We start from the raw sequence: 25,035 nt of genomic DNA on the forward strand, positions 1-25,035 counted from the left end.
GGAAATCATCCGCTCAGACCGGGAAAGTGGTGGTCACGGGGGCGGCCGGTTTCATCGGGTCGCACCTCGTGGAATCCCTCAGGCGCGGCGGCGCGCACGTCGTGGGGATTGATCGTAAAGCGTCCTGGACGGAGCGTGAGATCCAGCCGTCCGCGACGATGGGATCATTACGCGCCATCCGCGGTGACCTCGCCTTCTCGGATCTTGCGGAATGTCTGGAAGACGCCTCCGTGGTCTTCCACTTGGCCGCGTTACCGGGCGTCCGGCCGTCCTGGACGCAATTCCCCGAGTATCTGCACTGCAACGTGCTGGCCACCCAGCGCCTGATGGACGCGTGTGTGCGCGCCGGGGTCCCCCGCGTGGTCATGGCCTCGTCGTCGAGCGTGTACGGCGGCGCGGAGGGACGGATGAGCGAGGACGACCTGCCGCGGCCCCTGTCGCCCTACGGCGTCACCAAACTGGCCGCGGAACGGCTGGCGCTCGCCTTCGCCGCCCGCCGGGACGCCGCGCTCACGGTCAGCGCCCTGCGTTTCTTCACCGTGTACGGCCCGGGGCAGCGCCCCGACATGTTCATCTCCCGGGTCATCGGCGCCGCCCTGCAGGGCAGGCCCATCGAGGTGTACGGCGACGGCACGCAGGTACGCGACTTCGTGCACGTCTTCGACATCGTGCGCGCGCTGACCCTCGCGGCCGGCGCCCCGGGGCGGGGCAGCACCGTCCTGAACGTGGGCACGGGCAGCGCCTCCTCGGTCAACGAAATCCTCGCCCTCACCGGCGAGCTGACCGGCGTGCGGCCCGACGTGCGGTACGGGGCGGCGCGCATCGGCGACGTGCGCTGCACCACCGCGGACGTGTCCCGGGCCGAGCGGCGGCTCGGGTTCACCGCGCGCACGCCGCTGCGGGCCGGGCTCGCCACCCAGGTCGAGTGGGCCAGGCGGACGCTGACGGCGTCGCCGCACGCCCCGACGACCGACGGCGGACGCATCGGGATGACGCCCACCGACCGGGCGTAGCCGGCATGTGCGGCTTCGTGGGATTCAGCGACGCGGACGGCGGCCGGGCGCCGGCCCCGGACACCGCCCGGCGGATGCTCGCCGCCGTGGCGCACCGCGGGCCCGACGGGTCCAGCTGGTGCCACCACCGGGGCGTGACCTTCGCGCACTGCGCGCTGACCTTCGTCGACCCTGACCGGGCCCGCCAGCCGCTGCGTTCCGCCGGCGGGGCGACCGTGCTGGTCCTCAACGGGGAGATCTACAACCACGCCGAGCTGCGCCGCGAACTGCGCGCCGAGGGCGTGCGGTTGCGCACCGGCAGCGACACCGAGGTGCTCGTCGAGCTGTACGAGCGCCGCGGCATGGCGGTGCTGGAGCGGCTGCGCGGCATGTACGCGTTCGCGCTGCACGACGCGCGCACGGCGACCACCGTGCTGGCCCGCGACCCGATGGGCAAGAAGCCGCTGTACTACACCCGCGTCCCGGACGGTCTCGCCTTCGCCTCCGAACTGACCGCGCTGCTGCGCCACCCCGGCACCCCGCGCACCCCCGACCCGGCGGCGCTGGCCCGCTACCTGACGCTCCAGGCGTTCTGCGCGCCCGGCTCGGCGGTGGCCGGCGTGCACAAGGTGCGCCCCGGCCACTACGTGACGTTCAGCGGCGGCGCGCTCACCGAGGTGGAGTTCTGGCGGCCCCGGCTGGATCCCGGGCCACGGGTGCCCCTGCGGCAGGCCGCCGCCCGGTTCGAGGAGCTGTTCCGCGCGGCCGTGGCCCGCCGGGTCCGCAGCACCGAACGGCGCCTGGGCGTGCTGCTCAGCGGCGGGCTGGACTCCAGCGCGGTGGCCGCCGTGGCCCAGCAGCTCTCCCCGGGCCGGCCGGTGCCGACCTTCAGCGCGGGCTTCGCCGACCGGGACTTCGACGAGAGCGGGCACGCCCGCGCGGTCGCCCGCCACCTGGGCACCGAGCACCACACGGTCCGCATCACGGGCCGCGACCTCGCCGACGTGGTGGAGGCCGAGTACGCCGCGGCCGACGAGCCGCTGGCCGACCCGTCGCTGCTGCCGACCCGCATCGTCTGCCGGGCCGCCCGGCAGCAGGTGCGCGGGGTGCTCAGCGGGGACGGCGCCGACGAACTGCTCCTGGGCTACCGGTACTTCCAGGCCGAGCGGGCCATCGAGACGCTGCTGCGGCTGATGCCGACGCACCGGCTGGAGTCGCTGCTGCGCGCACTCGTGCGGGCGCTGCCCGCACGTTCGGGCAACCTGCCCCTCTCCGCGGCGCTGCGGCTGCTGGCCCGGGGCCTGCGGGCGGCGCCCGAGCACCGCTTCTACCTCTCCACGGCCCCCTTCCAGCCGGGCGAACTGACCGCCCTGCTCCATCCGGACGCCCGCGCCGCCGCCCTGTCCGGGCCCGGCCCGTTCGCGGAGATCTCCCGGCTGCTCGACGGGCAGGACGGCCTCACCGGCGTGCAGCGCAGCCAGCTCGCCGTCTTCGCGCACTTCCTGCGCGACGTCATCCTCACCAAGACCGACCGCGGCGGCATGCGCGGCGCCCTGGAGGTGCGCTCGCCCTTCCTCGACCTGGACCTGGTCGAGTACGTCAACTCCCTGCCCACGGCGCTGAAACTGCGCCGCCTGACCGGCAAGCACCTGCTGCGCCGGGTGGCGGCGGACTGGTTGCCGAAGGACATCGTCCACCGCACCAAACTGGGCTTCCGCGCCCCGCTGGCGGCCCTGCTGCGCGAGGAGCTGCGCCCGCTGCTCCTGGACACCCTCGCGCCGTCCGCGCTGCGCCGCGACGGGCTGTTCGACGCGCAGGCCGTGCGCCGGCTGACCGACGACCACCTCCGCGGCGGGCACGACACCTCGCGCAAGCTGTGGGCCCTGCTGGCCTACCAGCTCTGGTACCGCAACCTGACCTCCTCCTCCCCCGCTCACCTCGCCCTCCCCGAGGAGACCCACCGTGCTCCCTGACCGCCCGACCATCCAGGTGCTGTCCCCCCGGACGTGGGGGGAGTTCGGCAACTACCTCGCCGCGACCCGCTTCTCCCGCGCGCTGCGCACCTCCGTCGAGGCGGAGGTCACGCTGCTGGAGGCGGAACCGATCCTGCCCTGGCTGGGCGAGGCCGGCGCCGAGATCCGCACCATCTCCCTGACCAGCCCGGACGCGGCGACCCGCACCAGGCGCTACATGGGTCTCATGGGCCGGCTCCAGGAGCGGTTCCCGGCCGGTTTCGAGGCCGCCCCCACGCCCGCGCAGCGCGCCGCGCTCGCCCCGCTCGCCGCGCACCTGTCCACGACAGCGCCGGACGTCGTGGTCGGCACCAAGGGTTTCGTGGCACGGCTGTGCGTGGCCGCCGTACGGCTGGCCGGGGTCCGCACCCGGGTGGTCAGCCACGTCACCAACCCGGGCCTGCTCCAACTCCCCCTGCACCGCAGCCCGTACCCGGACCTCACCCTCGTCGGCTTCGACTGGGCCCGCGACCACCTGCTGGCCGAGTGCGGCGGCGATCCCGCGCGGGTGCGGGTGGTCGGCCCGCTGGTCGCCCAGCACGATCTGCGCTCCTTCATGACCAGCGGGTCCGCCCAGCCCGCCGAGGAGGCGCAGGGCCCCTGGGGAGGCGACGACGACCCCGGCCGGCCGCGCCTGATCGTGTTCTGCAACCGGGGCGGCGACGTCTACCTGGACCTGGTGCGGCACATCGCGGACACCCACCCGGACACCGACCTGGTCTTCGTCGGGTACGACGACCCGGAGCTGGCCCAGCGCGCCGCCGCCGGGGCCGCCCGCCTCGCGCACTGGCGCTTCCACAGCCGCCTGACCCAGGCCCAGTACTTCGAGTACATCGACCGCGCCGCCCGCGCCCCGCACGGCCTGCTCCTCTCCAAGGCGGGGCCCAACACCACGCTGGAGGCGGCGTACTTCGGCATCCCGGTGCTGATGCTGGAGTCGGGGCTGCCGATGGAGCGGTGGGTGCCGGGGCTGATCCACGAGCACGGTCTGGGCCGGGCCTGCGCCGGCCCGGAGGAACTGCTGCGCACCGTCGACGACTGGCTCACCCGTCCCGCGACGATCGAGACGCACAAGAAGGCCGCCGTCTCCTTCGCGGAGTCCGTGCTCGACCAGGACGCGGTCACCGCCCGCATCGGGGCCGCGGTCCGGCCCCTGCTGGAGGCCAGGTGAGGCCCCGGCTGCGGCTGGTCGCGGGCCCCGACGGCGTCCGTGCCGAGGGCGACGAGGAGGTGCGGCTCGGGCACGTGCTGCGCGGCGACCCGCTCGCCGACGGGCCGCCGCCCGAGGGCGTCTTCGCCGCCTGGAGCTGGGACGGCGAACGCCTGCGCGCCCGCAACGACCGGTACGGCATGCACCCGCTGTACTACCGCGCCGACGGCGCCCGCCTCGCCCTCTCCCCCGACCCGCTCGCCCTGCTCGGCCCCGGCGAGAGCGCCGCGCTCGACCACGACGCGCTGGCCGTCTTCGTCCGCCTCGGCTTCTTCCTGGGCGAGGACACGCCCTTCGCCGCCGTCCGCGCGCTGCCCCCCGCCGCCACCCTGACCTGGTCGCGCGCGGGCCTGCGTCTGCGGTCGGCGGCGCCCGCCCCGGCCGGGCCCGCCGCCATGAGCCGGGCGGAGGCCGTGGACGGGTTCGTCGACCTCTTCCGCGCCGCCGTGGCCCGGCGGCTGCCCCACCGGCCCTACGCCCTCCCGCTGAGCGGCGGCCGCGACTCCCGGCACATCCTGCTGGAACTGTGCCGCCAGGGTGCCGCTCCCCGGCTGTGCGTGAGCGGCGCCAAGTTCCCGCCCGACCCCGGCGCCGACGCCGAGGTCGCCGCCGCGCTCGCCGCACGGCTCGGCCTGGCCCACCGCACCCTGCCCCGGCCGCGCTCGCAGTTCCGGGCCGAACTCGCCGCGAACCCGGCCCAGGGCATGGGCACCCTCGACGGCGCCTGGACGCTGCCGCTGCAGGCGTGGCTGCGTCGCCACGGCGGCCTGTCCTACGACGGGCTCGGCGGGGGCGAGCTGGCGCAGAACCCGAGCATCGACCTCATCCGGCGCACCCCCTACGACCCGGCCGCGCTGCCCCGGCTGGCCGACCGGCTGCTGACGGCCGGACGCACCGGCGCACACGTCGAGCACCTGCTCGGGCCGCGCACCGCACGGCTGTGGAGCCGGGAGCGCGCCCGCGACCGGCTCGTGACCGAACTCGCCCGGCACGCGCCGGCCGCCCTCCCGCTCGGCTCGTTCTTCTTCCACAACCGCACCCGGCGCTCCATCGCCCTGGCCCCCTTCGCGCTGGGCGGCGACCGGCTCGTGGTCCACACGCCGTACCTCGACCACGCGCTGGTCGACCACCTGTCCTCGGTGCCCTCCCGTCACCTCCTGGACGGCACGCTGCACGACGAGGCGCTGCGCCGCGCCTACCCGGCCCACGCCCACCTCGGTTTCGCCGCCGCCGTGCCGCAGCGGCACGGCGCCGTCCTGGTCGCGCACCGGCTGGCGTATCTCGTGCGGCTGCTGACCCACGCGGCGTGCGCCGAACCGCACTGGTGGCGCGGCGGCGACCGGGTCCTGCCGCGGCTGCTGGCCGCGGGCCGCGGGCCCGGCGCCGCCAGACGGGTCAGCCGCCTGCAGCCGCTCGCCCTGTACCTGCTCCAGCTGGAGTCCCTCGCAAGCGGACGCACTTCCTGAGCGGCCTCACCGGCCCCCGGCACCGGCCGGTCGGGCACGACCCCCGAAGGAGGGGACAGCATGCGGAAGACACTGCCCGTCATCAGCACCGGTCCGGCGACGGGGTCGGGCGGCTGCTCGACCGTCGCCGCGGCACCGGCCAGGCCGGGACTGCCCCGGTGGCGCCGGCGCACCCTGCGCATCGCCCTGGTCCGCCACCACGACCTGTGCCTGAACACCCGCCAGATCACGCAGATCCAGAAACGCGCCGGGGTCCTGCCGCACCTCGGGCTCGGCTACATCCACACCGCGCTGAAGACGGCCGGATTCCACAACGTCATCCAGATCGACACCCCCGCCCTGGGCCTGGACGCCGAGGGGTTGCGCCGCCTGCTCGCCGACTTCGGACCCGACCTGGTCGGCGTCAGCACCACCACCCCCGGACTGCCCGGCGCCGTCGAAGCCTGCGAGGTGGCCAAGAGCACCGGCGCCAAGGTGATCCTCGGCGGCCCGCACACCGAGGTCTACGCCCACGAGAACCTGCACCACGAGTGCATCGACTACGTCGGTGTCGGAGAGGGCATCACGATCATGCCGGAGCTGGCGGAGGCCCTGGAGCAGGGCGCGAAGCCCGAGGGCATCCGCGGCCTGGTCTCCCGCGACCACGACGGCGGCGCGGCGCCCATGGTGAACCTGGAGGAGGTCGGCTGGCCCGAGCGCGGCGGCCTGCCCATGGACCGCTACTACTCGATCATGGCGCCCCGGCCGTTCGCCACGATGATCTCCAGCCGCGGCTGCCCCTTCAAGTGCAGCTTCTGCTTCAAACAGGCCGTCGACAAGAAGTCGATGTACCGCAGCCCCGAGGACGTCGTCGGCGAGATGACCGAACTGAAGGACCGCTGGGGGGTGAAGGAGATCATGTTCTACGACGACGTGTTCACCCTGCACCGCGGTCGGGTCCGGGAGATCTGCGCGCTGATCGGCGAGCGGGGCCTGAAGGTGCGCTGGGAGGCGCCCACCCGGGTCGACCTGGTGCCCGAGCCGCTGCTGAAGGCGATGGCCGGGGCGGGCTGCGTACGGCTGCGGTTCGGCATCGAGCACGGCGATCCCGAGATCCTGCGCCGGATGCGCAAGGAGAGCGACATCGAGAAGATCGAGAAGGCCGTCACCTCGGCGCACGAGGCCGGCATCAAGGGCTTCGGCTACTTCATCGTGGGCTGGCTCGACGAGAGCCGGGAGCAGTTCCGGCGCACCGTCGACCTGGCCTGCCGGATACCGCTGGACTACGCGAGCTTCTACACGGCGACCCCGCTGCCCGGGACACCGCTGCACACCGAGTCGGTGGAGGCCGGACGGATCCCCGCCGACTACTGGGACCGGTTCGTGCGGGGCGAGTTCGACAGCCGGATCGGCTATCTCGTCCCGGACGCCCAGCACCGGGCCCAGGCCGCCTACCGGGCGTTCTTCCTGCGCCGCGGCATGGTCAAGCCGCTGCTGAGCCACATGGCCGCGACCGGCCAGTGGCGCAACACGCTGGACGGCCTGCGCAGCCTCGCCCGTTCGACCTCCAACACCGACCGTGACTTCTGAGGCGGCCCGCCCGGACACCCGGCCGCGTCCGGGCCCGCCCCCGAGACTCAACGAGCCCCTGCCCGCCCGCGCCCGGGCCCGCCGCGACGAGCCGTGGTGGCTGCGCCACCTGCGCCGCGGCATGGCCCGCGGCTACCGGCCGCCCGCGTCCTGGACCGTCCCCGTGCGGCACGTCCTGCCGCGGACGGGGGGAACGGCCGGCACCCCGGACGGGACGGACGGGACGGGGGAGACGGACGGGACGGACGGGACCGGGGCGGGCGCTCGGGGCGCCGCCGCGGTGCTGAGCGCCGGTGTGCGGCCCGCGCTGGCGCTGGTCGCCCCGACCTGTGTCTCGCGCGGGACGCTCCAGGAGCAGGAGGACCGGCTCGACGCCCTCCTCGACCAGCTCGCCGCGACAAAGGCGGCGCACCCCGAGACGCCGGTCGCGCTCTTCCTCGGCATGCAGTGGGCCGACGCCGGGGAGGAACGCGAGGCGCTGCGGCGGCTGCGGGAGCTGGTGGCGCGGGCCCGGGCCCGGCAGCCGCGGCTGCCGGTGTGCGGTCTGTCACTGCCCGGCCCGGGCAAGCCCCGCACCCTGAACGCCGCCATCGAGGTGGCCGAACTCCTCGGCTGCGTGGGCGTGGCCTGGGTCGACGACGACGTGACACCCGCCGACGGGTGCCTGGCCCGGATGGTCCGCGACTTCCTGGCGGCCGGCTGCCGGGGCGCGGTGGGCGCCACGAAGGTCCCGCACACCAAGCAGTACGCCACCTCGCGGCTGCTGGCCCGGGCCAAGGCCGTCGCGGCGCCCGCGGTGAACTACCCGCACGGCTGCTGCATCCTGGTGGCCACGGACGTCGTGTCCGGCGGCATGCCGGGCCGGTACGTCTCCGACGACGGGTACGTCTGCTTCCGCCTCCTCGATGCGCGCCTGCCCGACCCGCTGGCCCACCTGCGGCTCGTGCCGGACGCCCGCTGCCACTACTTCGTCGCCGGTCCCGCGGGCGAGACCCGCCGCAGGATCCGCCGGCTGCTGCTCAACCACCTCGTCGACCTCGCCGACTGGCCGCTGCCCGCGGCCCGTTACTACTTCCGGCACGTCCTCTTCTCCGGCCTGTGGCCGCTGACCGGCTTCGACGGCTCCCGGGGCGTGCGCCACGGCGCCCGGAAGGCGGCGATCAAATGGCTGTACTTCGCCTGGTTCGCGAGCGTGGGCGCCGAGCTGTACCTGCGCGGGCTGGCCGGCCGGCCGCTGCGCCGCATCGAGTGGGCCCCTTACTCGGCGGTCCGCACCCCCTCCCCTGCTGACCAGGAGCGCCGATGAAGGTACTGTCCCTGCACTCCGCCGGTCACGACACCGGCGTCGGCTACTTCGAGGACGGCCGGCTCGCGTTCGCCGTCGAGACCGAACGGCTCACCCGCGTCAAGCACGACCACCGCAGCGACATCGCCCTGCGGCACGTGCTGTCCCAGCCGGGGGTGGACGCCGACGGGATCGACCTGGTGGCGGTGAGCACCCCGGTGCGCAGCGCGCTGCTGAAGATCCCCGACCTGGACGAGGCGATGCGGCGCATCGGGGCGGGCGCGCCGCACCACCGCACGGTGTGCGACCTGCTCGGGCGGCGGGTGGAGTGCGTCGTCGTCACCCACGAGGTGTCGCACGCCGCGCTGGCCGCGCACTACGCCGGCCACGAGGACGGCACCCTGGTCCTGGTCAACGAGGGCCGCGGCCAGCTCACCCGCAGTTCCCTGTTCCGGGTCGAGGGCGCCGCGCTGACCTGGGTCGCCAAGGATCCGCTGCCCTGGTACGGCAACGGCTTCGGCTGGACGGCGATCGGCCACCTGCTGGGGTTCGGCAAGAGCCCGAGCGTGGCCGGCAAGGTGATGGCGCTGGGCGGCTACGGCCGTCCGGATCCCGCCGTCCGGGAGCAGTTGGAGGCCGTCGACCCCCGGGTGATGCACGACCTGGGCCTGGCCGAGGAGGTGCGGGCCCGGCTCGCCGAACGTCCCGAGTTCGCCCCGGAGTTCGAGACGGCGGCCCATGTCGTGGCCACCTTCCAGGAGTTGTTCACGCAGGCCGTGCACGCGGTCCTGGACCGGTACGCCACCCGTACCGGCGCGGGAGTCGGGCCGCTCGCCCTGGGCGGCGGCTGCGCCCTGAACATCGTCGCCAACTCGGCGCTGCGCGGGGCCTTCGGCCGGGACATCGCCATCCCGCCCGCCTGCGGCGACGCGGGCCATCTCGCGGGTGCCGGCGTCTACGCCCTGACGTACGTCCTCGGGCAGCCGCCGGCCCCGATCGACGTCTACGGCAACGGCGCCGGCGAGGCCCCGGCCGACGTCCTGGCCGCCCTCGAGCAGGCGGGACTGACGGCCCGGCCGTACGACGCGGCCGAGGTGGTCCGGGTGCTGGCCGACGGCGGTGTGGTGGCCTACGTGGAGGGCGCCGCCGAACTGGGGCCGCGCGCCCTCGGACACCGCTCCCTGCTGGGCAGCCCGGCCGTGCCCGGCATGCGCAAGCGGATGAGCGAGGAGCTCAAGCGGCGCGAGTGGTACCGGCCGCTGGGGGCGGTGATGCGCGAGGAGCGCTTCGCCGAGCTGTACCCGGGCGACCACCCCTCGCCGTACATGCTCTTCGAGTACCTGCTGCCCGAGGGCACCGCGCCCGAGGCCCGGCACGTCAACGGCACCTGCCGCATCCAGACCCTGGACCCCGGCCGGCACCGCCTGCACGGGCTGCTCGCCGACTTCGAGGCGGCCACCGGCGTGCCGGCCCTGATCAACACCTCTCTGAACGGTCCCGGCCGGGCCATCGCGCACACGGCGCGCCACGTCCTGGAGGACTTCGCGGACAGCGACGTCGACCTGTACGTCTTCGACGACGTGACGGCCCACCGGAAGGGGACCCGGTAGGCCGTCGCCGTGCGCCCTCGCGCGCGGGGGCCGGTCAGGGCGCCGCGTGCAGGGGGAGCAGCCGGTCCAGGACGTCGGCGGTGTACAGCTGTGTCACCGGCTCCAGACCGAGGGCGGCCGGCTGCTCCCGCACCGCGTCCAGGGCGTCGGCCCGCAGCCGCCGCAGCAGAGCGGCGACGTCCTCGGCGGGTACGGCGCCGGTGCGCACCAAGTGGCCGAGGTTGCCCGCGCGTTCGCCGTGGCGGTCGTAGTCGGTGAGGTCGTCGGCGATGGTGATGATCGTCCCGAACGCCTCGGCGAAGCGGCGCGCGGGCCCCACGGATCCGCTGGCCCGGCCGCAGAGGGCGGCCAGTGCGCCGTAGCAGCCCAGGAAGGCCGCTCCGTAGGTGCTGGCGCCGTCCCGCCACTCGTCGAGGGTGCGGGCGCGGTGGCTCTTGACGCGGATCTGACCGGTGCAGACGGTGGTGAAGTCGTCCTCCAGGACGTCGGTGACGTCCCGGGCGTCCTCCGCGAGCGCGCACATCTCCCGCAGGGCCGTCAGGTGCAGGTGCAGGCAGAGGCAGGCCAGTTCGACGCGGTCGAGTCCGGTGTCGTCGTCCATGAGGTCGTCGAGGAGTTTCATGGCGACGATGTCCAGGGCGAGGGCGCGGGCGACCCGGGCGCGCAGCGGCGGGTCGGTGATCCACTCGGTCAGGAAGTGCGGCACACGCAGGTAGAGCCGCAACGCCGCGGTGTGCTCCACGAGTCGGGCCGATCCGCCGTTGAGGGCGACGAAGCCGGCCACGTGGTCCCGGTTGGCGGCCTCGGTGGCGAGCATCGCGGCGGTGTACGTCTCGGGCAGGGCCCCGGTCACCGTGCCGCCCCCGCCATCTCGGTCAGGGTCGAGCGCCAGTCCAGGTGTTCCAGCGCCCCGGCGAAGCCCACGTAGTCGGCGCCGGCCTCCAGGTAGGCGTCGACGTGGTCGCGGCGGCGCACGTTGCCGCTGACGAAGAGGATCTGGCCGGGGTCGAGCCGGTCCCGGAAGTGGCGCACGACCTCGGCCGGCACCCGGGCGTAGCGCGAGTACAGGTAGACCATGTGGAAGCCGAAGCTGCGGGTGACCGCGATGTGCCGGTCGATCTGCTCGGTGCCGGCGGTGGCGACCGGCACGGTGCCGAGCAGGTCTCCCGTCTTGTGGTCCTCGCCGAAGGTGAGGGCGACGGTGAGCAGCAGTTCGGGCCAGCGCTCGCGGTCCGCACGGGCGGGCAGCGCGGCGACGGTCTCCAGGTAGCTCTTCCAGACGTAGTAGTCGTCGCGGGAGCCGAGCAGCGCGGGCAGCATCACGGCGTCGGCGCCGCGGGCCAGCGGGAACCCGGCGCCCTTGCGGGGCGGGAAGTGCAGCAGGACCGGGAGGTTGCTGACCTCCTTGATCGCCGCGATGTAGGGGTTCATACGGGTCTCGAAGGACTCGTAGTCGGTGCTGGCGAGGATGATGGCCGGGAAGCCGAGGTCGTCGAGGACCTTCGCCTTCTCCACGGCCTCCTCCTGCGGCACCTTGAACGGGTCGATGATGTGGACCGGTCCGCGGGCGTGACCGCGCAGCCGGGTGAGGACGTCCCCCGGGCCGAGCAGTGCCGGCTGCGTGCGGGCGGTGTCGTTCGGGACCGGGTGTGGTGTCGGGCGCACCGGCCTTACCCCCTTGTCGTCCGGTCGTGCGTCTGTCGTGCGTCTGTCGTACGTCCTGGGCGTGCGGCCTCGTACGCCCAGGACGCCTGGCGCACGTGCCGTCGTACGTGCTGTCCTACGTGCTTTCGTGGTGGGTCCGTGTCGTCACGCGTGGGGCGCGTGGTCCGCCCGTGCGGCCGCCGACGGCGCGAGCACGGCCGCGGCTCTGGCCAGTGCGGCGACGACGGACGCGGTGGTGTAGAGGGCGTTGCCGTCCAGGACCAGCGAGCCGAGCGCGGCCTTGCCGCGCCGCCCGCGCTCCCAGTGCGGCCTGGCGTCCGGGTCCCGTTCCAGGGGCCCGGGCACACGGCACCAGGCGGAGGGCCGCCAACTTCCGTCCGCCCGCTGGGAGTCGGTGAGGTAGGCCACCGCCCGGCGGGCGGCGTCGGCGCTCGGGTCGGCGGCCGCGGCCACGGCGGCGCGCAGCGCGAAGGCGGTGGCGAAGGCCGACCCGGCGGGTTCCTGGGCGGTGCGCACGGCGCCGTCCGGGCCGATCCGCGCCGCGGCCCACCGGGCGCCGTGGCGTGCGGACGGGCTCGGCGGGTCCGTACGGTCCGCGCTGAGCGCTTCGACCGCCAGCGCGGTGGGGTACTCGCGGTCGGGCCACCAGTAGGCGGGCCACGCCCCGTCGGGGCGCTGGATGCGGCGGAGCCGGTCCAGCAGCCGTTCGCGGACCGGCAGGCGGCGCAGTCCGGCTGCCGCCGCGGTCACGCAGGGGTGGCTCGCGTACCAGGCGTCCCAGCGGGGTGCCACCCGCTCCAGGAAGGGCTGGGCGATCTGGGGCAGGTAGCTGGAGATGCCGTCGTCGGGCTGGAGGTGGGCCGCGACGAAGCGGTACCCCTCGTCAGCGCGGGGGCCGGTGTCCTCGCCGAGCGCTTCGGCCAGGCGCAGGACCCAGGAGGTGATGTCGGCGTCGCCGGGTACGCGCGGGCAGTAACCCCAGCCGTCCGAGGGGCCGCGGGAGCGGCGCAGCAACTGCCAGGAGCCGGCCGCCGCCGCGCGCCCCGGTCCGTCGGGCAATTCCGCGAGGCAGGCTCCGACGAAGGCGGTGGCCCAGAATTGCCCGGGGCCGCGGACTTCGTAGTCGTTCCACCAGCCGTTCTCGTCGCGCGCCGACCGGAGGAATTCCGTTGCCGCGCCCAGGGCTTGCCGGACCGATTCATCGAGGGGTAATCGCTGTGCACCGTTCACGTACTCTCCATTCCGGGGAGAGGCGACGAGCCGGGCCACCGTGCCGCCGTGCGCGCGCTGCGGCGGCAGACGATTTCCCGATCCTACACGCGTTCGTTTCGGCGAGGTAGGGCGGAATTCCCCCGGACGGAAGCGGACCGGCGGCGCCGGGCCGGGAGCCGGCCGGTGATGCGGGACCGGGAGCGGCCCGGCCCCACACCGCGGGGTGAACACGCCTGGGTGGGCGGTGGTTTCACACGAACCGCATGTGGGCGCGCCGGCGCAGCCGGACCGACATCACCGTGCCGCTGGCGACCGCCAGCAGCGCCGCCACCACGACGGCGTGCGTCACTCCGGAGGTGAGGGAGCCGCTTCGGGCGCCGTCCACGGCGTACGTGATGATCTCCCTGGTGGACCAGAAGGGCAGCACCTTCGCGGAACTCTTCGCCGGGTCGATCACCATCTGGGCGCCGATGACGCAGATCAGCAGCAGCGTGCCCTCCAGATCCCGGGGCACGGCCAGGCCGAGCAGCAGGCCGAGGGGGACCGCGACAAGGGTCGTCAGGACCAGTTCCGCGGCCACGGCCTGCGGGTGCGCCACCTTCTGGTCGACGGTGACGACGACGGCGTAGAGCGCGGAGACGAGCAGTCCGGCGACGACGAGCGCGAGGGTGCGGCCCAGGTACAGGTGCCGGGGACGGAAGCCGGACAGGGCGAGGCGGGGCGCGGCCTGACGACCGGTCACGGCGGAGAACAGGGCCGCCGTGCTGACGGCGAAGCCCACGCCCAGGCTGGCGAACCGTATGGCCTGGCCCGCCTGGTCGTGCCGGCCGAGGTAGAACACGAGCGGCACGAGCAGCAGCAGGCCCAGTACGCCTCGGCGGCGCAGCAGTTCACGCAGGGTCATCTCCGCCATGCGCAGGGTGCGGATCACCGGCCGGCCCCCCGTTTCCTGGGGCTGAGGTCCAGTACGGTGTCCACCTGGTCGAGCTGGTTGAGCATGTGGGTGACGACGACGACCGCCTTGCCCTCCTCCCGCCAACGCCACACGTTCTGCCAGAAGTCGACGTAGGAGCCGCGGTCGAAGCCCTGGTAGGGCTCGTCGAGCAGCAGCACCTCGGGGTCGGCGAGGGCGGACAGGACGACGTTCAGCTTCTGCCGGGTGCCGCCGGACAGGTCCTTGGCCAGGGTGCCGCGGGCGACGGACCAGTCGAGCCGCGCGGCGAGTTCGCGGCCGCGCCGGTCGGCGTCCGGGCGGCTCATGCCGCGTCCCGCACCGAACAGGGTGAAGTGCTCGCGCGGCTTGAGGAAGTCCATGACCCCGGCGTCCTGCGGGCAGTAGCCGAGCTTTCCGGCGACGGTGACCCGCCCCTTGTCCGGGGAGAGCAGACCGGCGCAGATCTTCAGCAGCGTGGACTTGCCCGCCCCGTTGCTGCCGACGATCGCCGCGACCTCGCCGGCGCGCACGACGAGATCGACGCCGTCCAGGACGCGGCGGCGGCCGTAGCTCTTCACGATGGCGTGCGCGTTCAGGAGCACCTCGCGTCCGGCGGATGCGGGCGCGCCCCCTAACCGCTGATCCGTGCTCGCGGAGTACCTCATGCGTGTCACCCTCCTGCCGTCGCCCGCGGCGCGTGGCGCGGAACACCGGCCTGTGTCTGTGCGGTCGGGCCGGTCCGCGGCCGGCCGGGGCCGGGCCGCCGGGCACCGGGCGGCCAGTCTGCCGCACCTCGTGCCGTCAGGGTGCCACAGGGGTGCGCCGGGGCCCGGCGGCTCACGCTCCGCGCGGCGCCCGGGAGTCCGGTCCGGCGTTTTTCGGCCGATTCCGGGGCCCGTGGCCCCCGCCACCGGGCTCCTTCCCGGCCACCGGGCGGAATTCGGCCGCTGCCGGAAGCCGTCTCCGGACGGCTGTCCGGCGAATTCACCGAACGGTCACGGCCGCAACCCCGGTATTTCGGCCAAGCCGTCTCCCTGTCGGCGGGAGAGGCGGCCCGCTCTTGTGATCAGCAGGCGGCGCTGGTTAGCGTACGCCCGTCGAAATCTCTGAATCCGCCGCATTCTCCGCCGGAGGCGGCACTCGCGGCGAAATCCGGTTCACCCCGGTCGCCGGAAACCGGCCCGGGGCCGGAGCGGAAGTCCGAACGGGCGGCGCGGCCGGCGAAAGGGACACGCATGCGAGGGGGCGTCGAGGACGGCCGCCTGTGGTGGCAGCGCGCGGTGGCCCGCGGTTTCGATCCGGCGCCCGCTCCCGACGGGCCCGTGGCGCTGGTGCGCGACGGCCGGGTGCTGCCGGACCACGACGCGCTGACGGCCCTGCCCACCGGCGGGCTCGGCGTCCTGCTGCCCACCTACGTCGCCCGCTGCGGACTCGACGAGCAGCGCACCGCTCTGCGGCACCTGCTCGACGCGCTCGCCGAGGTGCGCGCCTCCCGTCCCGGCCTGCCGCTGACCCTCTGGCTCGGGATGCAGTACGGGCCCGGAGAACTGGGCGAGGCGGTGCACCGGCTGCGCGCACTGACCGGCACGGCGGCGCGGGCGGAGGGGGCCGGGACCACCGCTGCTGCGGACGGGGCCGGGCCCACTGCCTCGGCGGGCGGGGCCGGGGCCGGCGCGTCGGTGGACGCTGTCGAGACCGGCACGTCGGCGGATGGGGCCGGGGCCGGCGCGTCGGAGGACGCTGCCGGCACCGTCCCGGCGCACGCGGCCGACACCACCGGGGCGGGCGCGGCCGGGGCCTTTCCGGCGGATGTGGTGGGGTTCGCGCTGCCGGGCCCCGGGAAGATCCGCACCGTCAACGCGGCCCTGCGCCTGTCCCGGCCGCTGGGGCACACCGGCTGGCTGTGGACCGACGACGACGTCCACCTCGCCCCCGGCTGCCTGGCCCGGCTCGTCGCCCGCTTCCAGGAGCGCGGTGCCACCGGCGCCGTCGGCGCGCACCTGGCCGCCCTGCCGCGCGCGTCGGCCGCCGCCCGCACCATGGACCGCGTCTCCCGGGTGACGACTCCGCCAGCGCCGTGCCCGGCGGCGGCCTGCATGCTCGTCGCCGCCCCGGTCCTGGCCGGGGGCATCCCGGCCCGCCGGCTCGCGGACGACGGCCATGTGCTCTTCGAACTCCTCGACCCGGCCGCGCCGGATCCGTGGCACGACCTGGAGGTGCTGCCCGAGGCCCGGGGTTCCTTCTACCGGGTCGGCCGGTCGCACGACACGCTGCGCCGGTTGCGCCGCTCCCTCTACAGCCATGTGACCTGCACGGCCGACTACCCGTGGCCGGTCGCCCGCCTCTACCTCACCGGGGTGCTCTTCCACGGCCTGTGGCCGCTGGCGCCCTGGAACGGTGACGGCGGATGGGCCTGGGGAGCCAAGCGGTGGACGGTCAAGGCCGTGCAGGCGGCCTGGTTCTGCTCGGTCGCCGCGGGCCTCGCCGCACGCGGCCTGCTGGGCCGCCCGCTGCGGCACGTGCCGTGGGGCGACGAGGGCGACTTCCGCAGCCCGGCGGCCGAGGGGCGGCCCACGGCCGTGGCGGCGGCCCAACGCTGACACACGACGGCCGCCCCCGCGCGGCCCGGGAAGGGAGACTGCGGTGCGGGCAACGGCAGACGAGAAACCGGCGGTCACCGTCATCCTGCCGCACTACGACTGCGCGGCCTACCTCGGCGCCGCCGTCGCCTCGGTGCTCGCCCAGGACCGGCCCGACCTGCGCCTGGTCGTGGTCGACGACTGCACGCCCGGCGAGACCTGGACGCACGCGCTGCGTCCGTACGCCGCCGACCCCCGGCTGTCGGTGCTGCGCGCCTCCCGCAACGTCGGGCACCTGCGGCTCAAGAACGAGGTGCTGCGGCGGGTGGACACCCCGTACGTGGCCTTCCAGGACGCCGACGACATCAGCCTGCCCGGCCGGCTGCGCCACCAACTCGCCCTGCTGGAGGGCGGCAAGGCCGACCTGGTGGGCTGCTCCTACGAGTACATGGACGCCGAGGGCCGGCGTTCGGGGCGGCGCCGGATGCCCCGCAACGGCAACCTGTGGCTGCGGCTGGGCCGGTCGACCGTACTGCTGCACCCCTCCAGCGTGGTCCGCCGCGAGGTGCTGGAGCGGCTCGGCGGATTCGACGGCACCGTACGGCTCGGCGCCGACACCGACTTCCACCTCCGGGCCGCGCGCCTGTTCCGGCTGCGCAGCGTGCGCCGCGTCCTGTACCGGTACCGGATCTGGCCCGACTCGCTGACCCAGGCGCCGGGCACCGGGTTCGGTTCCGCCGAGCGCCTGGCCTACACCCGGGCCATGAACGACCAGGAGGCCCGCCGCCGCGCCGCCCGCACCCGCGAGGAACTGCTGCCGCTGCTCGTCGCCCCGCCCAACGACGTCGAGTTCACGCTGCACCCGGTGGCACCGGCCGGATGAGCACCGTGGGAGCAGCGGACTTCACCGTGGTCGTCGCGGCGCCCGAAGGGGACTGGGAGCCGGCGCTGCGCGGCCTGGCGCGCCACGTGCCGCAGGCCGCAGCGGTCGTCGTGGTCACCGGCGGCCGGGAGCCGCGCGGACCGGGGGTGCGCGTCGCGCGTACAGCCCCCGGCGCCGCCGGCGCGGCCTGCCTGGCGGCGGCCCGTGCGGCGCGTACGCCCTACGTCGCGTTCCTCCAGGGCCGGGACGAGGTGCTGCCGGGCTGGCCGGCGCACCTCGCCCGGGCCGCGGCGGACGACGCGGGCCTGATCGAGTACGGCTGCCTGCGCCTGCGGCCCGAAGACCCGGTCGCCCCGCCGGACGCCGACGTGGACCTGGACGCAGACACGGACGTAGGCGCCGCGTACCGGCGCGACAATGACCGGACCGCCGTGAGCCGGTCCGGCAACCCGCTCGGCGGCCTGATCGACGGCATCGTCCTGCCGTCGATCGCACCCGGCGGTGCCCCCGTCGCCTACGCGGTCCGCCGGGACCTGCTCGAACCCCGGGAGGACGCCGCCGAGGGGGGTGTCCCGGCCGCGCGGATCACCGTGCCCCGGCTCCTGGTGCGGCGCCGGAGCGACGACAGCGCGGCGGCGGGCGCCGCCGCCCTCGCCGTCCGCGCCCATGTCCTGCGCACCACCCGCCTGTCGTCGCGCGTCACCGAGCCGGACCTCGAACCGCCCCGTCCGGGCCGCGCACCGGAGCTGGTCTCCGTCGTGCTCCCCGTCCGCGACGGCGCCCGCACGCTGCCGGCCCAGCTGGACGCGCTGGCCCGCCAGACGTACGACCGGCCCTGGGAGGTCGTCGTCGTCGACAACGGATCGACGGACGGCACCCGCGAGGTGGCCGAGGCGGCGCGCTCGGCGCTGCCCGCGCTGCGTGTCGTGGACGCCGCCGACCGGGCGGGCGAGAGCCACGCCCGCAACCGCGGGATCCGCGCGGCGCGCGGCGACCTCATCGCCTTCTGCGACGCCGACGACGTCGCCGCCGCGGGCTGGCTCGCCGCGCTGGCCGAGGCCGCGCCGGACGCCGGGCTGATCGGCGGCAGCCTGGACACCGCCCTGCTCAGCCCGGCCCACCCCGACGAACAGCCGCTCCCGATGACCGCGCAGACGGACTTCCTGCCCTTCGCCAGGGGCGCCAACTGCGCGGCGTGGACCGAGGTGCTGTCCGCCATCGGCGGCTGGGACGAGTCCTACGTGGGCGGCGGCGAGGACATGGACCTGTCCTGGCGCGCCCGGCTGTCCCACCACCGGGTGGGCTACGCGCCCGACGCCCGCATGCACTACCGGCTGCGCGCCGAACTCTCCTCGCTGGCACGGCAGAAGTGGAACTACGGCCGCTCCGGGGCCCGGTTGTACGACGCCTACCGGCACGCCGGGTTCCAGCGCCGCGACGGCGGCACGGTCCTCATGAACTGGTCCTGGCTGCTGCTGCACTCCCCCGACCTCGCCCGCTCACCCGGGCTGCGCCGCCGGTGGGTCCGCTACGGCGCCCGGCTCGCGGGCTTCCTCGCGGGCAGCGTGGAGCAGGGCGTCGCCTATCTGTGAGGGTCCGGCGCCCGGGGACGGCGGTGCGGGTCAGGTGCCGGTGGCGCCGCCGCGGGCCGCGTCGACCAGGGCGTGCAGGCAGGCCATGAACAGGCGGTGGGTTCCGGCCGCGTGCTCCTGCTGCAGGATGGTCGCGAAGTACTGGCTGAGCGCGGCACCGACGGCGGCACCGACGACGGCGTTCATCGGATGGTCCGCGGGCAGTTCGGTGGCGGCGGCCAGGGCGGGGCCGGTGATGCGTACCGCCTCGGTGATCTGGCTGCTGCCGTGCGCCCTGAGCGCCGGGTTGGCCTCGTACATCGCGGTGAGCAGGGCGACGAGTTCCGGGTCCAGGGCGTCGGCCTCCCCGGTGAGCCAGGCGTCGACGACGTCGAGGAACCCCGAGCCGGGCCGGTCCCTGAAGACGGCGGTGAGCCGGGCCGCGATCTCGTCGGGCACCGACAGGGCGATGTCGTGCTTGGAGGGGAAGTAGAGGGAGACCGTGCGCGGCGCGACGTCGGCCGCCTCCGCGATGTCGGCGATGGTCGTGCCGTCGTAGCCCTGCTCGGCGAACAGGCGCATCCCCGAGCGTCTGATGGCCTCGCGGCGTCTGGCCTTGCTGCGCTCCCGGTGGGACGTGGACGCCCTCGTCTCGCCAGTCATGGCCGTAGCGTAGTCGGCGCGGCGGGCGCGGGCGGCCGGCGGCGGGCCGCCGCCCGGCTCACGGCCGACCGGGGAGGCCGCATTCGCCGGAGGGCGGTGTCACGACCGCTCCGCGCCCGCCGCACCGCCGCCTACTCCTCGGGGGCGATACGGGCGCCGGTGGCGCGGTGGGTCACCGAGATCGCCTCCATCGGGCAGGACTCGGCCGCGTCGACCAGTTCCGGCGCGGGCGCGGCGGTCTCCGACGTCGGGTGCGAGGCACCGTCCCGCACCTGGAACCTCCCCGGTGCGACGCCCGCGCAGATGCCGGTGGCCATGCACGCCTTCTCGTCGACCCGGACGCGCCACACGTCCTCACCCGGCCCCAGGACCGCGCCGGGACCCGGCCGCTCGGGCCCGTCGTCGCGGCCGCTCATGCCGCGTCCCAGGTCACGAGCATCTTCTCCAGACCCTTCACCCCGGCGCCCGCCTTCCACACGAGGTCCTCGCCGGTGCCGGCCAGGCGCAGGCCGGGCAGCCGCTCCAGCAGGGTGCACAGGGCCACCTGCAGTTCCATCCGGGCGAGTTGGGCGCCCAGGCAGTGGTGCGGGCCGTGGCCGAACCCGACGTGCGACGCCTCCTGGCGGGTCAGGTCGAGTCTTTCCGGGCAGGTGTAGACGGCGGTGTCGCGGTTGGCCGCCGCGTTCGAGGCGACGACGGGTTCGCCCGCACGCACCACTCCGCCGCTCAGTTCGACGTCCTCCAGGGCGTAGCGCGCGATCCCGGCACTGCCCAGGGGCACGAAGCGCATGAGTTCCTCCACGGCCTGGGGCACCAGGTCCAGGTCGGCGCGGAGCCGGGCCAGCTCGTCGGGGTGGCCGAGCAGCGTGTACACGAAGTTGGGGATCTGGCTCGCGGTGGTCTCGTGGCCCGCGACCAGGACGCTGACCCCCATGGCGACCAGTTCGTCCTCGGAGAGCCGGTCCTCCTCGTCCCGGGCCGCCACCATCACCCCGAGCAGGTCGTCCCGGGGCTCCTTGCGCCGCTCGGCGACCAGTGCGGCCATGTAGGCGGACAGCTCGTCGGCGTAGCGTTCGACCTCCTCGGGGCGGAAGCGGGTGGTCGACAGCAGGGCGTCCGACCAGAGGCGGAACCGTGTCCGGTCCTCGAAGGGCACCCCCAGCAGTTCGCAGATGACCGTGACGGGCAGCGGGAGGGCGAAGTCGGCCACCAGGTCGGCGGGGGCGCCCCGGACCGTCATCGCGTCGACGAGGCCGTCGGCGATCGCCTGGGCCCGCCTGCGCAGCTCCTCCACGCGGCGCGCGGTGAACGCCTTGGCGACCACCCGCCTGAGCCGGGTGTGCTCGGGCGGGTCGAAGGCCAGGATGTTGCCGGCCAGGCCCCGGTGGTACCGCGTCCTGGGTTCGTCCCGCGCCACCGCCTCGGCCCGGCTGAACCGTGGGTCGCCCAGGACGGTCTTGACGTCCTCGTACCGGGTCACCAGCCAGGCCGGTTCTCCGTGGGTCAGACGCACCGGGCACAGCGGCTCGCTGGTGCGCAGCTGCTCGAAACGCGGCTCGATGTGCAGTTCGTCGGTCTCGTGGAACGGAAACGCCTGGGGGTCGCTGATGGTCATGAGGTGCCGCCTCTCGGTGGGGGAAACCATCTGCAGGGGCTGTCCGCACGGGCGGGAGGCCGCCGGCCGACCCGGCATCGGGTCCGGTCGGCGCACGAGGTCCGGCCGTCGCACGGCCCGCGGCGCGCCTCGGCCGCCCGGAGCATCACATTTCGTCCATGTTCGAACCGTAAGCAATCTTGCAGCCGGACGCAATATTGCTTTCGGACGCATGCAGGTTGACTGCATATGGGCGGTGGACGGACTGCTCATGGGCGGCGGACGGCGGCGACGTGGGCGGCGCGTAGGGTGTGGGGGTTCCGATCAAGCCATGACAGGCGGTCCGCCTCCGCGCCGCCGCCCGGCGGCTCGTGGCAGGCACCGAGGAAGCTGGAGTCACGTGAGCGAGACCGAGACCGGGGTCGTCACCGCGCCCCGCCCGCTGCTGCTGGAGGACGGCCGGCCCGCCGTCGCGGCGTGGTCCCTGGACCCCGGCATGCTGCACCTCAACCACGGGTCCTTCGGCGCCGTCCCGCTGGTCGCCCAGGAGCGGCAGAACGCCCTGCGGGCCGAGATGGAGCGCGCGCCGGTCGTCTGGTTCCCCCGGCTGCCCGCCCGGATGGCCGCGACCCGCGGCGCCGTCGCCCGCCATCTGGGCGTCGAGGCCCGCGACCTCGCGCTGGTGCCGAACGCGAGCGCGGGCGCGAGCGTCGTCCACGCCGCCCTGGCCGCGCAGCCGGGCGGCGACATCGTCGTCACCGACCACGGCTACGGCGCGGTCACCATGGGAGCACAACGCCTCGCCCGCCGCTGGGGCCGCCGCGTCCGCACGGCCCGCGTGCCGCTGGCCGCCGACGCGGACCAGGCCTACCGGGCGGTGATGGCCGAGGTCGACGACGGCGTCGCGCTCGTGGTGCTGGACCAGATCACCTCGGCCACGGCCCGCGGGCTGCCCGTGGAGCGGGTCGGAGCGGAACTGGCCCGGCGCGGCGTCGCACTGCTCGTGGACGGCGCCCACGCCCCCGGCCTGCTGGCCGCCCCGCTGGACGGTCTGGTCTGCGACGCCTGGGTCGGCAACCTCCACAAGTGGGGCTGCGCGCCGCGCGGCACGGCGGCGCTGGTCGCACGCGGGCCGCTGCGCGAGCACCTCTACCCGCTGATCGACTCCTGGGCGGCGGACGAGCCGTTCCCGGACCGGTTCGACCAGCAGGGCACCCTGGACGCCACCGGTCCGCTCGCGGCGCCCGCGGCCCTGGACTTCGTCGAAGCCACCTGGGGCTGGGACACGGCCCGCCGCTACATGGACGAACTGGCCGACTACGGCGCCCGGGTGGTCGGCGCGGCGTTCGCCGGCTCGGCGGGGCCGGTGGAGCGCGCCGAGGTCGGCATGCCCGTGCCCGGCATGCGGCTGGTACGCCTCCCCGACGGGCTGGGGACCAGCCGGCTCGCGGCGGACGCCCTGCGCGACCGGGCGACGGCCGAACTGGCGGCGGAGACCGCCTTCACCAGTTTCGACGGGGTCGGGTACCTGCGCCTGTCGGCCCACGTCTACAACACCCCTGCCGACTACGAGCGGTTCGCCGAGTCCTGCGTCCCGGTCGTGCACGCGTGGGCGCGCCGGGCCCGCGCCGGGAGCTGACCGCAGCCGAGGGGCACGGTTCTTCGAAACCAGCCCCCGCGATCACGTGTCTTCCCCACCGACCGACGACCGCGGCCGCCGAACGGCGGCCGGGCGAGCAGCCGATCCCCGGGGGGAGACATCCGTGCGTATCCGTTCCGTCAGCTCCGCGCGGACGGGCGCGCGCGGCGCGGCCGTCGCCACCGCACTGGTCGCGGTGGGCACGCTCCTGGCCGGCGCCGGGCCCGCCGCCGCGGTGAAGGGCGGCGGTCCCGCCACCACCGCGGCGCGTCCGTACACCATGCTCATCGAATGCGACGGCAGCCAGTTCTGCGGCGGGACGCTCGTCGCACCCCCCAAGGTGCTCACCGCCGGACACTGCGTGCAGGACGCCGGCAAGGTCTCCGCGCTGCGGGTGATCGGCGGCCGGATCCGGGTGGACGGCACCGGCGGGACGGTGCGCCGGGTGGCCTCCTACCGGCTCGACTCGCGCTACGGCTCGCCCGGCGCCGCGCACGACGCGGCAATCCTCACGCTCGACCGCCCGATGCCCTACCGGACGATCCCGGTGGCCGGGCTGCGGGACGCCGCTCTGGTCGCCGACGGCCGGACGGCGCTCGTCCTGGGCTGGGGGCGCACCGGCCCCGGCACCGCGGCCACCCGGCTGAAGCAGGCCCGGCTGGTCCTGTCCCCGCTCGCCCGCTGCCGGCCCTACGCCGACACGGACACGGACCCGGCCCAGATGCTGTGCGGCACGTCCCGGCCGGGCAGCGCCGACAGCGTCTGCCCGGGCGACTCCGGGGGGCCGCTCGACGGCGGCGGGAAGGTCGTCGGGATCGTGTCGGCCGGCAACAAGTACTGCGACGGCCAGTACCCGGTGTCGCTCTTCGTGCGCGCCGACGCGGTGGCGGCCGATCTCGGGATCCGCACCCGCTGACGCCGTCCGGCCTCACCGGCCGAACCGTACGGGCAGGCTCCGCGGGCCCCGGATCATCAGCCCGGGGCGCCAGGTGATCGCCGCCGGGTGGATGTCCAGGGCCAGATCGGGGCAGCGCTCCAGCAGGGTCCGCACGGCGATGCGCGCCTCCAGGCGGGCCAGCGGCGCGCCCAGGCAGTGGTGGATGCCGTGGCCGAACGCCACATGGCCGCGGGCGTCGCGGGTGATGTCGAAGCGTTCGGGGTCGGAAAAACGCCCGGGATCGCGGTTGGCGTCGGCGATGGCGACGAGGACGAGTTCACCGCCGCCGGGGACGACGGTGTCGCCGATCGTCACCGGCTCGGTGGTGAAGCGGTAGGTGGGGGTCTCCAACGGGCCGTCGTAACGGAGCATCTCCTCGACGGCGGCGTCGATCAGCGTGAGGTCCGCGCGCAGGGCGGCCAGTTGGCCGGGGTGGGTGAGCAGCGCGAGGACTCCGTTGGAGATCAGGTTGACGGTGGTCTCGTGGCCCGCGACGAGCAGCAGCCAGGCCATGCCGACCAGTTCCTCGTGGGAGAGGCGGTCGCCGTCGTCGTCCTCGCCGTGGATCAGCGCGCTCAGCAGGTCCTCGCCCGGCCGTTGCCGCTTGTCCGCCACCAGTTCCCGCATGTACCGGGCCATCGCGTCCGCGGCGGCCCTGCGCTGAGCGACGTCGGCCGCGCCGATCGCGTCGTTGGACCAGGTGCGGAAGGACGCGCGGTCCAGGCCGGGGACGCCGAGGAGTTCGCAGATGACGGAGATGGGCAGCGGGAAGGACAGGGCCTCGACGAGGTCGGCACGCCCGTCGGGGGCGCCGAGCATCCGGTCCAGGAGCGTGTTGGTGGTCCGCTGGACGCGCGGGGCGAGTTCCTCGACCCGGCGGGCCGTGAACTCACGGGCGACCAGTCGGCGCAGCCGGGTGTGGTCCGGCGGGTCGTACCGGAGCATGTGGGGTCCGGAGGAGACCGTTCCCAGCGGCAGCGCGGGCGACGCCTTCGCCCAGTCCTTGGAGAGTCCGGCGTCGGCGAGCGCGGCGCGGCCGGCCTCGTACCCGACGACCAGCCAGGCCTCCGCGCCCCCTTCGGGCATCCGGATGCGGTGCACCGGCCCCTTCGCCCGCAGCCGGGCGTACACGGGATGGGGATCCCGGGTGAACGACTCACCGAGCGCGGCCAGATCGACGATGCTCATGGACACTACCCCCTCGTCACGGCCCG

At 75.0% G+C, this 25,035-nt stretch carries 21 protein-coding genes; 12 read left to right on the top strand and 9 right to left on the bottom strand.

The genetic code is table 11. The features are described from left to right. Window positions 1-29: 29 nt before the first annotated feature. From AB0G56_RS00360 to AB0G56_RS00390, 7 genes are read left to right on the top strand one after another with little or no spacing between them, the layout of a single operon-like run. Window positions 30-1,013 (top strand): NAD-dependent epimerase/dehydratase family protein, encoded by a 984-nt coding sequence (locus tag AB0G56_RS00360; protein WP_360962198.1) that lies wholly within the window; start codon window positions 30-32, stop codon window positions 1,011-1,013. Between the two features lie 5 nt (window positions 1,014-1,018). Continuing rightward, window positions 1,019-2,965, top strand: coding sequence for an asparagine synthase (glutamine-hydrolyzing) (gene asnB, locus AB0G56_RS00365; RefSeq protein ID WP_360961246.1), 1,947 nt, complete (start codon window positions 1,019-1,021; stop codon window positions 2,963-2,965). Then, window positions 2,955-4,175: a Moenomycin biosynthesis protein MoeGT1 gene (locus tag AB0G56_RS00370; RefSeq protein ID WP_360961249.1), complete on the top strand. Its 1,221-nt coding sequence runs from the start codon at window positions 2,955-2,957 to the stop codon at window positions 4,173-4,175. Before asnB ends, AB0G56_RS00370 begins: the two co-directional genes overlap by 11 nt. Further along, window positions 4,172-5,680, top strand: coding sequence for an asparagine synthase-related protein (locus AB0G56_RS00375; protein ID WP_360961251.1), 1,509 nt, complete (start codon window positions 4,172-4,174; stop codon window positions 5,678-5,680). The genes AB0G56_RS00370 and AB0G56_RS00375 overlap by 4 nt, the downstream gene beginning before the upstream one ends. A gap of 60 nt (window positions 5,681-5,740) precedes the next feature. Continuing rightward, window positions 5,741-7,249: a radical SAM protein gene (locus AB0G56_RS00380; RefSeq protein ID WP_360961254.1), complete on the top strand. Its 1,509-nt coding sequence runs from the start codon at window positions 5,741-5,743 to the stop codon at window positions 7,247-7,249. Continuing rightward, window positions 7,239-8,555, top strand: a complete 1,317-nt coding sequence (locus AB0G56_RS00385; RefSeq protein WP_360961257.1) for a hypothetical protein — start codon at window positions 7,239-7,241, stop codon at window positions 8,553-8,555. The genes AB0G56_RS00380 and AB0G56_RS00385 overlap by 11 nt, the downstream gene beginning before the upstream one ends. Further along, window positions 8,552-10,144 carry a carbamoyltransferase C-terminal domain-containing protein gene (locus AB0G56_RS00390; protein ID WP_360961260.1) on the top strand — a complete coding sequence of 531 codons (1,593 nt, stop codon included), beginning with the start codon at window positions 8,552-8,554 and terminating at the stop codon, window positions 10,142-10,144. The genes AB0G56_RS00385 and AB0G56_RS00390 overlap by 4 nt, the downstream gene beginning before the upstream one ends. Before the next feature lie 34 nt (window positions 10,145-10,178). Here the strand turns inward: AB0G56_RS00390 and AB0G56_RS00395 are convergent, their stop codons facing one another. From AB0G56_RS00395 to AB0G56_RS00415, 5 genes are all read right to left on the bottom strand, one after another. Next, window positions 10,179-10,997: a Moenomycin biosynthesis protein MoeN5 gene (locus AB0G56_RS00395; RefSeq protein WP_360961262.1), complete on the bottom strand. Its 819-nt coding sequence runs from the start codon at window positions 10,995-10,997 to the stop codon at window positions 10,179-10,181. Beyond that, entirely contained in the window at window positions 10,994-11,809 is an 816-nt protein-coding gene (locus AB0G56_RS00400) for a geranylgeranylglyceryl/heptaprenylglyceryl phosphate synthase (protein ID WP_360961265.1), read from the bottom strand. Before AB0G56_RS00400 ends, AB0G56_RS00395 begins: the two co-directional genes overlap by 4 nt. A 144-nt stretch (window positions 11,810-11,953) precedes the next feature. Then, window positions 11,954-13,039 (bottom strand): hypothetical protein, encoded by a 1,086-nt coding sequence (locus AB0G56_RS00405; protein WP_360961268.1) that lies wholly within the window; start codon window positions 13,037-13,039, stop codon window positions 11,954-11,956. Window positions 13,040-13,271: 232 nt separating this feature from the next. Next, window positions 13,272-13,952: a hypothetical protein gene (locus AB0G56_RS00410; RefSeq protein WP_360961271.1), complete on the bottom strand. Its 681-nt coding sequence runs from the start codon at window positions 13,950-13,952 to the stop codon at window positions 13,272-13,274. Next, window positions 13,949-14,620, bottom strand: coding sequence for an ABC transporter ATP-binding protein (locus AB0G56_RS00415; protein WP_360961274.1), 672 nt, complete (start codon window positions 14,618-14,620; stop codon window positions 13,949-13,951). The genes AB0G56_RS00410 and AB0G56_RS00415 overlap by 4 nt, the downstream gene beginning before the upstream one ends. Window positions 14,621-15,190: 570 nt before the next feature. Here AB0G56_RS00415 and AB0G56_RS00420 point away from each other — a divergent pair. From AB0G56_RS00420 to AB0G56_RS00430, 3 genes are read left to right on the top strand one after another with little or no spacing between them, the layout of a single operon-like run. After that, complete coding sequence (locus tag AB0G56_RS00420) at window positions 15,191-16,555, top strand: glycosyltransferase family 2 protein (protein ID WP_360961277.1); 1,365 nt, start codon at window positions 15,191-15,193, stop codon at window positions 16,553-16,555. Between the two features lie 43 nt (window positions 16,556-16,598). Next, window positions 16,599-17,417 carry a glycosyltransferase family 2 protein gene (locus AB0G56_RS00425; protein ID WP_360961280.1) on the top strand — a complete coding sequence of 273 codons (819 nt, stop codon included), beginning with the start codon at window positions 16,599-16,601 and terminating at the stop codon, window positions 17,415-17,417. After that, window positions 17,414-19,009 (top strand): glycosyltransferase, encoded by a 1,596-nt coding sequence (locus tag AB0G56_RS00430; RefSeq protein WP_360961283.1) that lies wholly within the window; start codon window positions 17,414-17,416, stop codon window positions 19,007-19,009. Before AB0G56_RS00425 ends, AB0G56_RS00430 begins: the two co-directional genes overlap by 4 nt. Window positions 19,010-19,039: 30 nt before the next feature. Here the strand turns inward: AB0G56_RS00430 and AB0G56_RS00435 are convergent, their stop codons facing one another. The 3 genes from AB0G56_RS00435 to AB0G56_RS00445 form a co-directional block, all read right to left on the bottom strand. Beyond that, window positions 19,040-19,651 carry a helix-turn-helix domain-containing protein gene (locus AB0G56_RS00435; protein WP_360961286.1) on the bottom strand — a complete coding sequence of 204 codons (612 nt, stop codon included), beginning with the start codon at window positions 19,649-19,651 and terminating at the stop codon, window positions 19,040-19,042. Between the two features lie 131 nt (window positions 19,652-19,782). Beyond that, window positions 19,783-20,067, bottom strand: a complete 285-nt coding sequence (locus tag AB0G56_RS00440) for a ferredoxin (protein ID WP_360961288.1) — start codon at window positions 20,065-20,067, stop codon at window positions 19,783-19,785. Continuing rightward, a complete protein-coding gene (locus tag AB0G56_RS00445) occupies window positions 20,064-21,266 on the bottom strand; it encodes a cytochrome P450 (RefSeq protein WP_360961291.1) in 1,203 nt (400 codons plus the stop codon). The genes AB0G56_RS00440 and AB0G56_RS00445 overlap by 4 nt, the downstream gene beginning before the upstream one ends. 379 nt (window positions 21,267-21,645) lie before the next feature. Between AB0G56_RS00445 and AB0G56_RS00450 the strand changes: the two genes are divergently transcribed. Then, a complete protein-coding gene (locus tag AB0G56_RS00450; RefSeq protein ID WP_360961294.1) occupies window positions 21,646-22,884 on the top strand; it encodes an aminotransferase class V-fold PLP-dependent enzyme in 1,239 nt (412 codons plus the stop codon). A 124-nt stretch (window positions 22,885-23,008) separates the two neighbouring features. Continuing rightward, on the top strand, window positions 23,009-23,800 hold the full coding sequence (locus AB0G56_RS00455) for a serine protease (RefSeq protein ID WP_360961297.1): 792 nt from the start codon (window positions 23,009-23,011) through the stop codon (window positions 23,798-23,800). Window positions 23,801-23,812: 12 nt separating this feature from the next. On the opposite strand, the gene AB0G56_RS00460 is transcribed toward AB0G56_RS00455, so the two are convergent. Beyond that, the gene (locus AB0G56_RS00460; RefSeq protein WP_360961300.1) at window positions 23,813-25,009 is read right to left on the bottom strand and encodes a cytochrome P450; all 1,197 of its coding nucleotides are present in this window, start codon (window positions 25,007-25,009) and stop codon (window positions 23,813-23,815) included. Window positions 25,010-25,035: the final 26 nt, after the last annotated feature.

The organism is Streptomyces sp. NPDC021356, from assembly GCF_040641015.1.
GTDB lineage: Bacteria > Actinomycetota > Actinomycetes > Streptomycetales > Streptomycetaceae > Streptomyces.